Annotated in this window: 12 protein-coding genes and 1 pseudogene; 12 read left to right on the top strand and 1 reads right to left on the bottom strand. The window is 43.8% G+C overall.

Annotated features, from left to right (window positions below):
• Position 1 precedes the first annotated feature (1 nt).
• The gene (locus ACN0TF_RS06245; protein ID WP_417441216.1) at positions 2-1,243 is read right to left on the bottom strand and encodes an efflux RND transporter periplasmic adaptor subunit; all 1,242 of its coding nucleotides are present in this window, start codon (positions 1,241-1,243) and stop codon (positions 2-4) included.
• Between the two features lie 245 nt (positions 1,244-1,488).
• On the opposite strand from ACN0TF_RS06245, the gene ACN0TF_RS06240 reads away from it, so the two are divergent.
• From ACN0TF_RS06240 to ACN0TF_RS06185, 12 genes and pseudogenes are all read left to right on the top strand, one after another.
• The gene (locus ACN0TF_RS06240; protein WP_417441215.1) at positions 1,489-1,632 is read left to right on the top strand and encodes a hypothetical protein; all 144 of its coding nucleotides are present in this window, start codon (positions 1,489-1,491) and stop codon (positions 1,630-1,632) included.
• Positions 1,633-1,675: 43 nt separating this feature from the next.
• Positions 1,676-2,287 (top strand): TetR/AcrR family transcriptional regulator, encoded by a 612-nt coding sequence (locus ACN0TF_RS06235; protein WP_153849379.1) that lies wholly within the window; start codon positions 1,676-1,678, stop codon positions 2,285-2,287.
• A gap of 160 nt (positions 2,288-2,447) precedes the next feature.
• The gene (locus ACN0TF_RS06230; protein WP_417441214.1) at positions 2,448-3,377 is read left to right on the top strand and encodes an AraC family transcriptional regulator N-terminal domain-containing protein; all 930 of its coding nucleotides are present in this window, start codon (positions 2,448-2,450) and stop codon (positions 3,375-3,377) included.
• Between the two features lie 132 nt (positions 3,378-3,509).
• Positions 3,510-4,523: pseudogene (locus ACN0TF_RS06225) on the top strand (NADH:flavin oxidoreductase/NADH oxidase); the annotation flags it as partial.
• A 206-nt stretch (positions 4,524-4,729) separates the two neighbouring features.
• Positions 4,730-5,245 (top strand): DNA starvation/stationary phase protection protein Dps, encoded by a 516-nt coding sequence (dps, locus tag ACN0TF_RS06220; protein WP_417441213.1) that lies wholly within the window; start codon positions 4,730-4,732, stop codon positions 5,243-5,245.
• A 209-nt stretch (positions 5,246-5,454) separates the two neighbouring features.
• A complete protein-coding gene (locus tag ACN0TF_RS06215; protein WP_253617286.1) occupies positions 5,455-5,625 on the top strand; it encodes a hypothetical protein in 171 nt (56 codons plus the stop codon).
• 72 nt (positions 5,626-5,697) lie between these two features.
• Complete coding sequence (locus ACN0TF_RS06210; protein ID WP_417441212.1) at positions 5,698-6,699, top strand: MvdC/MvdD family ATP grasp protein; 1,002 nt, start codon at positions 5,698-5,700, stop codon at positions 6,697-6,699.
• A complete protein-coding gene (locus ACN0TF_RS06205) occupies positions 6,693-7,559 on the top strand; it encodes an SDH family Clp fold serine proteinase (RefSeq protein WP_417441211.1) in 867 nt (288 codons plus the stop codon). Before ACN0TF_RS06210 ends, ACN0TF_RS06205 begins: the two co-directional genes overlap by 7 nt.
• Positions 7,556-8,083, top strand: coding sequence for a MauE/DoxX family redox-associated membrane protein (locus ACN0TF_RS06200; protein ID WP_417441210.1), 528 nt, complete (start codon positions 7,556-7,558; stop codon positions 8,081-8,083). The genes ACN0TF_RS06205 and ACN0TF_RS06200 overlap by 4 nt, the downstream gene beginning before the upstream one ends.
• A complete protein-coding gene (locus tag ACN0TF_RS06195; RefSeq protein WP_417441209.1) occupies positions 8,083-8,655 on the top strand; it encodes a hypothetical protein in 573 nt (190 codons plus the stop codon). Before ACN0TF_RS06200 ends, ACN0TF_RS06195 begins: the two co-directional genes overlap by 1 nt.
• A complete protein-coding gene (locus tag ACN0TF_RS06190) occupies positions 8,648-10,360 on the top strand; it encodes an ABC transporter ATP-binding protein (RefSeq protein ID WP_417441208.1) in 1,713 nt (570 codons plus the stop codon). Before ACN0TF_RS06195 ends, ACN0TF_RS06190 begins: the two co-directional genes overlap by 8 nt.
• 93 nt (positions 10,361-10,453) lie before the next feature.
• Complete coding sequence (locus ACN0TF_RS06185; RefSeq protein ID WP_417441207.1) at positions 10,454-11,542, top strand: DUF2891 domain-containing protein; 1,089 nt, start codon at positions 10,454-10,456, stop codon at positions 11,540-11,542.
• Positions 11,543-11,581 lie beyond the last annotated feature (39 nt).

Below are 11,581 nucleotides of genomic sequence, written 5' to 3'. Positions count from 1 at the left end.
CTTAACCGTGGTTATCTTCTGTAGATGTCTGCGCCGTTAACTCGTTATTGGCTTCGTCCAGCAACTGTTGCACTTTACGCAACCGGACCAGTTGCTCACTGCTTGCCATTGGTACGACTTGAGGGTCAACTTGCATATTCGCTCTAACCCGCTGCAAACCGTTCACCACAATTTTGTCTGTTGGCGTTAAGCCTTCTGTCACTATGCGCAGGCCGTTAACTTTTTCACCTAGCTCAATCGCCCGATACTCCAGCTCATTATTACTATTAACCACCAGAACAAACTTGTTATTCAGATCGGTTCCAACGGCCTTTTCGTCAATCAAAATGCCTTCATAAGAGTCGCTACCCACCAAACGAATTCGGGCAAATAAACCGGGTAACAAGTTGTTGTCCTCGTTAGGAAAACTGGCTCGTATACGGATGGTGCCAGTTTGCGAATCAATGCGGTTATCGACAAAATCGACCCGGCCTACGTGCTGATAATTGCTGTCGTTAGCCAGTGCCATATAAACGGGGTTCGAGGTCGAGTCGCGAGTATCAGCTCGTTTGCCTGTTTCAGCCAGACGTGCATATTTTAAGTAGCTTTGCTCGTCTACATCGAAGTACGCATACATCTTCTCGGTTGAAACCAGGCTGGTAATTTGACTTTGCCCCGCGCTCACAAAGTTACCAGCGGTAACCTGAGCATAAGATACCCGGCCGCTAATAGGAGCGGTAATGCGGGTATAGCTTAAATCGAGTTCAGCGCGCTCAAGTGCCGCTTCAACCGAAGCAACGGTTGCCGCAGTTTGCTGTTTCCGGGCTAAACGGCTGTCCAGTAATTCAGCAGAAATTGCCCGCTGACTACTGAGTTTCTCAGCCCGGCGATATTCCTTTTCCGCCTGAATCGCAGCGCTTTGCGCACTTTGCAGCTCAGCTTTTAAGCGAGCCACTTCGGTAGCGAAAGGTTTAGGATCAATCTGTACCAGCAAGTCTCCTTTATCTACCAAAGCTCCCTCGTCGAAATGCACTTCCTCGATATAACCAGAAACTCGCGGTATCAACTGAACCGTCTGTGGCGCTTGCAAACGCCCGGTGAATTCATCCCATTCGGTGATTCGCTCATGAACCACCTGCGCTACGCTAACTTGCGGTGCAGCCGGCGCCGCAGTCTCTTCCGCAGCTTCCGGATTGCTGCACGCGGCTAATACCAGCGCAGCAATACCTCCTAAAAGAACTTTTACAGTGTTTGTCGTACTCATGGCCTTGCTCTCCAAACTATTGCCAGATGCTGCGAAACGAGCATCAAATAAAACTAGCTATTTATGTACCGTTCGGTAAGAATATAGGAATCGGAGTTGCTGTCAAATTAATTTTGTACTGATCGGTAAAATTGATGGTTATTTTGAACTAAATACTGAAAAACAACGTAAGAACAACTGAAGCAACCAAAAACAGGCCGCCTTTAATACGAGGTAAAGTATAGTTAGTGCAAGTAGAAATTAGCGTGCCGAAAACTGCTGATGACTTGCCTATTTCTATAGAGTCGATACGAACTCCCTGTTTTCGATTGATGCCAGCGGTGTTTGTGCCACAGCAGAATCAGACAGAGTATCGCTGGACAGTATTCGCCCGCCTGTTTACTATGTGAGCGTGTCAGCAAGGGCACTAAAGTGTCGATGAGGAGTATAGCTATGACAACGAAAACTCAAACTGTTTGTCGCGGACGACCCTGTGCTTTTAATAAAGAAGAAGCACTGGGCAAAGCGCTAGAACTGTTTTGGCGTAATGGCTACGAAGGCACCTCATTGAGCGACCTCATAAAAGTGATGGGTATTAATAAACCCAGCCTCTACTCAGCCTTTGGTAATAAAGAGCAGTTGTTTTTACAGGCTATCGACCTTTACGAAAAGCGCCCTGGCGCCTTCTTCTATTCAGCGATGGATCAGAAAACGGCTTATTTGGTCGTGCAGTCAATGCTGCGCGGAGCAGCCGACAGCATGGCAAATGGCGAACATCCGCAAGGCTGTGTTGTGGTTCAGGGAGCCCTGTCCTGTAGCGAAGCTTCGACAACGGTCAAAGAAGCCCTAATTAAACGCCGCCTTGAAGGGCAGCAAGAATTGCAGAAACGTTTTGAACAGGCACAGCAGGATGGCGACCTGCCACAGCATGTCGATGCGGCTACTTTATCGCGCTATATCGGCACAGTACTGCAGGGCATGTCGGTACAAGCTAATAACGGTGCTTCTACTGAGGACTTATATGCAGTTGCCGATATGGTACTGCAGAATTTTCCAAAAGCGTGATGTTCCGAGGTTAAACATGCTAAGACATGTAAGATCCTCCTCAATACTTGCCTAATACTATAATCCTTGAGTCATTTACTGGTCGAAACACAACGCCCACACCTATACTGATGAATCTCATTTAAAGGGTGAACTTAGCCACAGCTCGAGGATTACAATTATGTCTGATCAGTACCTTGCCCGGCGAATGGCAGACCTGACACAACGACTGCTTCCGTTACTTACAAAAGAAGACCTGACGCAAACCGCCATTGCTGACATTTCACTGATGCATCGCAGTAATCCATCGCAGGCTCGCCCAATAATTTATCGCCCCGCTGTTTGCTTTATGCTGCAAGGAGCAAAAGAGTTGCTGGTCGGCAATACCAAAGTCACTTACGAGCAAATGAATTATCTTTTGATTCCTGTCATGTTGCCGGTTTCTGGCCGGGTGTCACAGGCTTCTCCAGACAGCCCTTACGTGGGCTTAAGCTTTAATTTTGACACTGCCGAATTGCGTGAATTAATTCTGTTATTGGGCGACCGCATTCCTGCGACGGTAAAATCACAAAGTAGCCTGTGTGTTGGAAAGGTCGACAGCGAAATGATGCAGTTACTGGAGCGCGCAACTGAATTGCTGGAAAAACCCGATGACGCGAAAGTGCTGTTTCCGTTAATTAGACGCGAATTGATGTATCGTTTGTTACTCGGAGAGCTGGGTGGGTTATTGCGGGACTTTAACCTCATAGACACCCAGGCGAGTCGTATTGCTCAAGCTATCGATATTATCAAACGTCGGTTACACGAGCCGCTGCGCGTTAAAGATTTAGCGGGTGCGGTACATTTAAGTGAATCCGCCTTTTATCAGGCGTTTAAAAGTGTGACGGCAATGTCGCCCATTCAATTCCAGAAAAAGCTTCGACTAGATGAGGCACGGAGAATTATGTTGTTTGAAGGAAGCGATGTCAGCACCGCCTGCTATCAGGTAGGTTATGAAAGCCCATCTCAGTTTAGCCGTGAATACAGCCGTTTATTTGGACAGTCACCTAAAGCCGACATTAATGAATTCCGAGTGACATCTGAAAGCAGTTACGCTCAGTTGGCGGGGTAACATTTCGTTTGATTCATTTTTTCGATGGTTGAGATAGATTATTTCTAATTATCTCAAACGAGTGCCCGAGCTAGTATAGGTGCTTCAAAATTGCTTTTACAGCAAGTGCAGTAATTAACAGGAGTACTTAAGGTGTCCGCACTATTTCAACCGTTCGAGTTAAAAGACGTCCGTTTGCGTAACCGCATTGCCGTTCCCCCAATGTGCCAATATATGGCTGAAGACGGTGTCGTTAACGACTGGCATTTAAGCCATTACACCAGCCTGGCGCGAGGCGGTGCTGGCTTAGTCATTGTCGAAGCCACCGCGGTTTCACCTGAAGGGCGCATTACCCCTAACTGCACCGGTCTATGGAACGACGAGCAGGCACAAGCTTTTGCGCCTGTTGTGGAGAATATCAAAAAAGCAGGTGCTGTCGCCGGTATTCAAATTGGTCATGCCGGACGCAAAGCCAGCGCAAACCGTCCGTGGGACGGTGACGACCACATAGCTGAAAATGAGACTAGAGGCTGGCAGCCAATATCGCCTTCTCCTATCGCTTTTGGTGCAAACCTGCCTCGCGAACCTAAAGAAATGTCGCTGGATGACATAAAACGCGTGCAAAACGACTTTGTTTCCGCTGCGGAACGAGCTCGTGACTTAGGATTTGAATGGCTTGAACTGCACTTTGCTCACGGCTACTTAGGACAGAGCTTTTTCTCCCCTCATGCGAACCAGCGTACTGACGAATACGGTGGCTCGTTTGAGAACCGTGCCCGGTTCCTGGTAGAGACAGTTCGTGCGGTAAAACAAGTATGGCCAGATAACTTCCCGCTAACCGCGCGCTTCGGCGTGATTGAATTTGATGGCAATGACGAACAGCAAATGCAAGAGTCCGTTAAGCTGACTCAGTTGCTAAAAGCTGAGGGGCTGGACTTTTTAAATGTCAGTATCAGTTTCTCGACACCAAACGCCAACATTCCCTGGGGCCCAGGCTTTATGGCACCTATTGCGGAGCGCATTCGTAAAGAAGCAGATATTCCAGTGGCTTCCGCCTGGGGCATTGATTTACCTCAACTGGCAGAACACACCATTGCACAAGGGCAACTGGATTTGGTCATGGTGGGTCGTGCTCATCTGGAGAACCCTCACTGGCCTTACGACGCCGCCAAAGCACTGCGTGTCGAGAAGCCTTCCTGGGTATTACCTGCACCTTATGCGCACTGGCTTGAACGCTACTAGGCAATAAGTTTTTCGCACCTCAAGCAAAGGCGGTCACTCTATACGGTGGCCGCCTTTGCTTATTAAGCACCGAGATCCATTAAGTCAGTTTACGCGTATAAAGGGGTGATGAACAAATAACAGGAGGAATAATGAATACAAGTGATAAAACAGCTGAATTCACCGCCCCTGGGATTAAAAACGAATCTGCCCAAGACACTATAGCGCTGCTCGACGACCGTCTGGTCGCACTGCTTGACCTTCAACTGACGCTTAAACATGTTCACTGGAACGTAGTTGGTCCAAACTTTATTGGCGTACATGAAATGCTGGACCCGCAGGTTGATAGCATTCGTGAAATGACCGATACCATCGCAGAGCGTATTGCGACTTTAGGCGGCGTACCCGCCGGTACCCCTCAGTCAATTGTGGACCGCCGTTCATGGAAAGACTATTCGATAGGCAGAGGCTTGGTAACTGAACATTTGGTTGCGCTTGATAAAGTGTACAACGGTGTAAATAAAGACCACAGAGACGCGCTCAATAAGCTCGCTGAACTAGACCCTGTTTCGGAAGACATGCTCACCGGCCAACTCGCCGAACTTGAGCAATACCAGTGGTTTGTCCGCGCTCATATCGAGTCAGCATCGGGCGAACTCAAAAGCTAATTAATTTGTACAATTAGTAAACCAATCCGGAAGCCCGGCAACAATGTTGTTGGGCTTTTTTGCTTTTATAGTATTGCCATAACACTAGATAAATTGTTGCATTTTTGTTTTTTGTTTGCTATTCGTAAACTGAAGGCTTTGCGGAGTTCGATAGTACAAAGGCTTCTTGTAGTTTTTAATCCATACATAATCAATAGGAAATAGATCCAATGGAAAACAACAAGAAACTGTTCGCATTTAAACTGGCGAAAAAGCAAGCTAATCAGGTCAAATCTAAGCCCGAACAATTTAAGGCTCGTGAAGGTGTCGCTATTGCAGGCTGTACCGATCCTTCAGGACGATTCCTTGTCCGATACAGCGATAATGGTATGTATTGCTAAAAACGCCTTTAAAAGCCCCAGTAATTTCTGGGGCTTTTTATACAATTTAAAAAATAATAATAAGAGCTTTTGATGAGTCAAAAACGAATACTTATTATCAGTCATTCTTATGACCTCCACGTTGACATTCTAACCCCAATATTAGAACGAAAAGGGCATACCCCTTTTTTCTTAAAACTAGACGCCTTTCCTCGGGATTACGAAATTTTTCATCAATTCAATGATGGCGACTGGACTGGTGAAATTAGAGATCTGATAACCGGAGATTCGGTTGCTATCGCGGAAATAGGCGCCGCCTGGTTAAGAAAAAGTGCCGAGTTTTCTTATCTAGACGAGCAACTAAGTGAACAAGAAAGAGCTTTTTCTCAGGAAGAAACTAATCATACACTGTTTGGCCTATTCTACGGCTTGGATTGTTACTGGATAAATCATCCACTAGCCAATCGTCATGCTTCATATAAAGGCGAACAAATGAAGCGTGCAGTTGATGTGGGCTTTCTGATTCCACCATCAATTATTACTAATAGCCCTAGCAGAGCAAAAGATTTTAAAAACAGTTCAACAAGTGAGATAGTTTTCAAAACATTATCCTCCCCTCTTCTAGGGGCGGAAAAAATCACCTCAGAAAACCGAGAAGTTGATGGTCTAAGAACTACAATTGTAGACGGGGACTTAAGCGAACTTGATGCCGTAGCGCAACTGCCTTGTTATTTTCAGTCGTACATCGACAAAGCTTTTGAAGTTCGCGTAACGGTAATTGAAGACAACGTTTTCGCGGCACGAATTGACTCTCAAACGGATGCAAGAACACGAGTGGATTACCGCGACTTTAGCGTGAGTATCCCTTATCAAGAAATGGACTTACCTGCCGAAATAAAGCACCGCTGTTTACAATTTTTAAAAAGTTACGGACTCGTTTTCGGCGCACTTGATTTTCTAGTCACTCACGATAATGAGTACATCTTCCTGGAGAATAATCCGGGAGGCCAATTTTGGTTTGTTGAACAATTAGTGCCCGAATTAAACATGATGGAAACATTGGCAGACAGCTTAATAAAAGGGTTGGAATGTTAAGCAACGAATCGATACTTGAGTTAGAGAAAACCCGCAACAGCCGAGTTCTGGTGCTTGCCGCCAGTAATTTAGAGATTGAACTGTTACCAGAACTTTATCGCGTATTACGCTCACTCGACAAAGTCAAAAGACTTGACGTTTTAATTTATAGCCGCGGAGGTGTTGTTAATGGCGTACGCCGCCTGGCAATGATTTTAAGAGAGTACTGTGAACATTTGACTTTTATAGTACCTCATTACTGTGAATCGTCAGCGACGTTACTATGCTTAGCGGGAGACGAAATTATTGCTAATTCAACCGCCATTTTTTCACCCATAGATCCCCAACTCCAAAGCCAAGGTTCAGATGAGCACAGTACACCTGTAAGTATTTCTTCTCAGGATGTTCGTTTATTTCGCCAAGTGATGAGCGACTGGTTTGAATTAAATGACGCTGAGGCCAGCGTTCAGGCCGTACAACAGATAGGCCAAGGAATTTTTCCTACAACTTTGACATCATTTTACCGTGCGACAAGAGAGCTTGAGGAGATCGGAATGCAACTTCTAACTCTCTCATTACCCAAGCAAACTACTGAGTTTCGTGCGTCAATCGTTAATAATTTAATTTATGGTTATCACTCGCATAGTTACGCAATATGCGGGGAAGAATTATTGCAGCTTGGTCTAAATGTATCGCGAGACGACACTGTTGAAGAGCTAGCTTGGCGTCTAGTTGAGAGAATTCGTAGCATTTTAGGGCCAGGAAACGGCGATACGGCTAGTTGGTGCGACGCCATTATAGCTATTTCAGATTGCCAGATGAGTCGTTGGCGTAACCAGAACAACATATCTGCCGATTGGAAAGAGTCACACCAACAATGAGTTATATAGCACTGTTATCCAAGTATATTGTAACAATAATACTCTTAATAGGCGCTATCGGAAAACTTAGCGACGTAAAACAGTTCCGTGAAACCTTAATCTCTTCAATTGACATGCCACACTCGTTAACTTTAATCCTTGCATTTAGCGTTATAGCAATAGAATTTGCTTTAGCTATATTTTTTCTAACTTTGCCAGAAAATGCTTTTATTATATCCATTGCTACGTTTTTTCTATTTCTCGCTTTCTCTGTTTTTCTCTTGTTTAACCTACTAAAAAATAGAATTATACAATGTAACTGTTTCGGTAGAAGTGAAGATCCGGTTAATTGGTGGGATTTGATTAGAAATACTATAATTTTGGGTTTATGTTTAGTTGTCGCATTCTACTATAACCCAGGCCTAAGCATGCCTTACAACCTTAAGCTGCTCGTAATTGGCTGCTCGCTTATTTGGGTTCAATTTTTAATCAACCTCCCTTTAATAGCTTCTATCCTTCGTATAAATTTTAACAGGGTTAGCTAATGGATTATTTTTTATTACACTTAATTTTATTTAGTTTAATTCTATCTGTAATTCTAAATTTATCACTTACCTTACACCTATTTAAATACGTTAGATTACTAAACAAAGAGAAACAAGATGCTCCTCCATTAACACTACCTCCAGGGTATATTATTGAGGATTTTAAAGCCCGACTAATAAATGGAAATCAGATAGTAGCTCTAGAAAATAACTCTAGTGTTATTGTATTTTTATCTGAGAAATGCGGATTATGTCGTAGCAAAGTTCCACAGTTAGAGTTTTTGTTACCTGCAGTCGAAAAAGTCGACGTTTCTCTTTGGATCAATTTAGTGGATAATGTTTCTGCAAAAGATAGCTTCCTTTCTGAAAGTCCCCTTATCAACAAAGCTATTTCAATAGATAAAGAAATAATTAGGACACTAAATCCAAGAACGGCATCGCCATTCTATTTACTTATCGATCATAAAAAAGAACTTCAGGCTAGCGGAATGATTGGTGATGACAATTGGAACAGCTTTATTGAACAGATGGAAAATATATTAAAACAGAACAAAGCTGAACATCATGAATAGAATATTCCGACGCTACCTAGTAAAGCCTCTATTATTTTTAAAACCATCTTTCGGACGATTGACCCTTGGTTTTATAATGATGATAGTCACAATTGTTATACAATTAAGCATTCCCACCGCCATAGCTTACTTCATTGATAACTCTGTCAAAGCGAATGATAATAACTGGCTCACAATTGTCGCTATTATCATGATATTTGTTTTGGTTCTCCATGCAGTTGCAACAGCACTTCGTATATATTTATTTGAATCTGCAGGCACTGTTATTGTCACTTCAATTCGCCAACGCTTGTATCAAACTATCATTTCTCAAAACATAGCTTTTTTTGATCGGAATCGTATCGGAGACTTAAGTAACCGACTGTCTGTCGACGTTGATATACTAAAAGACACCATGACTATGGGATTAGCAATCGGTTTGCGTTCGCTTATAACCTGTATTGGTGGAGTTGCTTTTCTCTTTATTCTTTCACCTACACTAAGCTTATTAATGATTGTTATAATTCCTTTGTCTTTTCTTGCTGCTCGCTTTACTGGTAAACACCTTAAAGAAAAATCAAGAGTAGTACAGGAAGAACTAGCCAATTGCAATCAAATGGCACAAGAGAACTTCTCTAATATTCGTCTAGTTCACACATTTAATCAGCAAGTAAATTCAATTAAACAGTACGAAAAAGCCACAGAGAAAGCGAAAAAAGTTTCTTTGTCTAGTTCTAAGCTGTTGTCTGGCTACCAAGGTATCACGACATTTATTCAGTATATGGTGTTATTAATTACACTTTGGTTTGGAGGGCGACTGGTTTTATCTGGAGAGATGACTATTGGCGGATTAACAAGCTTCGTTTTGTACGGGGCAATGGTAGCCATGTCTGCGACAGGAGTTAGTTGGTTCTGGGGCGAATGGATGAAGGCCGTTGGGGCGACAGAGCGAGTATTTCAATTGTTGAAAGTCAATGACACGAAAGACGGTGATGTTCAGTCCTCAGATTCTATCGTTTTTCGAGGTGAAATCGAATTTAAAAACATATCATTTATGTATCCAGAGCGACCCGATGTAAAAGCATTAGATGCATTTAATTTACACATTAAGGAAGGTGAGCGAGTTGCTTTAGTTGGAGCCTCTGGAGCTGGTAAATCGACTATTGCCAATTTGATTCTAGGATTCTATCAACCCGACTCTGGAAGTCTATTGTTTGATGGAATAGACGCTAGAAAAATCAGTTTGGCGAATATTCGAAAGAATATAGCCGTCGTTGAACAAGAGCCAAGCTTATTTTCAGGATCGATAGCCGATAATATTCGTTATGCAATACCCGACCGCTTAGTAAGTAATGAAGAGGTCATAGAAGCAGCTAAACAGGCAAACGCACATGACTTTATTTGCGCTTTACCTAAAGGCTATGAAACTGATCTTGGTGATCGAGGCATGCAGTTATCTGGCGGGCAAAAACAACGCATAGCCATTGCCAGAGCTTTATTGAGAAAGGCTAAAATTTTAATTCTTGATGAGGCAACAAGTGCCCTTGATGAGAATAATGAAAATATTATACAAACCGCACTAAACCATCTTATGGAGGGCTGTACAACAATAATAATTAGCCACCGTCCTTCTACAATTGAACGAGCAAATCGTATAATTAGATTAGATCGAGGTAAGATTTTAATACCATCCTCAGTTGGATCGCATGACAACCAGAATCTTTAAGCGTTTAAAGAATACGGCTCTGGAATACAATTTTTCCCAGGCCTACAGAAGAACGGATAGCTCAGTGTTATCTCTATCATATAAGGCATCATTATGAATATTCGCGGCATTATAAGCAGCGCCCTACTCATGTCGGTTAGTCTGTTCACCCAGGCTGCCGACACCGAGCACACATCATCGCATAGCCTGACTTTGTCCGAGGCTAATAAGCTGGTCACCCTGCCACTGCATTGTGTCGAGACACCTTATCCGTACAAAACGGGAATAACCTTGGGTAGTGCTGAAGATTTAAAAGAACCTTCGGTTATACACCCAGTATTTTATGGCTGCTTTGACTGGCACAGCGCCGCTCATGGTTATTGGTCAATGGTGACTTTGCTGCGCCAGTTTCCAAACTTAGAACAGGCGGACGAAGTCAAAGCCATCCTTAAACGCAATTTAACCGCCGAGAAAGTGGCTCGTGAAGTCGACTTTTTCAGTAAAGATATTAATGACTCCTTTGAGCGCACTTATGGTTGGGCCTGGTTGTTAAAGCTTTCTGACGAGCTTCATTCATGGCAGGACCCTATGGCGAAAGAGCTCGCCAATAATCTGCAGCCATTAGCCGACTTAATCGTTGAACGCTATATCAACTTCTTACCTCGATTAGTTTACCCAGTACGTGTGGGCGAGCATACCAACACAGCCTTTGGCTTAAGTTTTGCCTACGACTATGCCGTTAACCAGCAGCACACCGAACTACAGCAGTTAATTGCCAAACGCGCGAAAGACTATTTTCTGGAAGATAAAAACTGTCCCATAGGCTGGGAACCAAGCGGCTACGACTTTCTTTCGCCGTGTCTGGAAGAAATTGGCCTAATGCAGCGTGTTCTGCCGAAGCAGCAGTTTTTAATCTGGCTAGATGATTTTATGCCTCAACTCGCTGATCCCGAATTCAGCCTGGCGGTAGGTGAAGTTGGCGACAGAACCGATGGCAAACTGGTTCATCTGGACGGATTAAACTTTAGCCGCGCCTGGAACCTTTATGCGCTGGCTAACCAATACCCGCAGTACAGGCATTTACGCAAAATAGCCGATAAGCATATGGCGCACTCCTACCCTAATCTAATCGGTGATAGCTACGAAGGTGGTCACTGGCTAGGCAGCTTTGCTATTCAGGCGTTAAATCAGACCCAGCAGTAGTTGATACCAGAAAAAAGCGATAAGAGAGTTTATAAACGG

The organism is Idiomarina sp., assembly GCF_048265525.1.
GTDB lineage: Bacteria > Pseudomonadota > Gammaproteobacteria > Enterobacterales > Alteromonadaceae > Idiomarina.
Note: the sequence above shows the minus strand (reverse complement) of the source record. Positions and strands in the feature narration are given on the sequence as shown.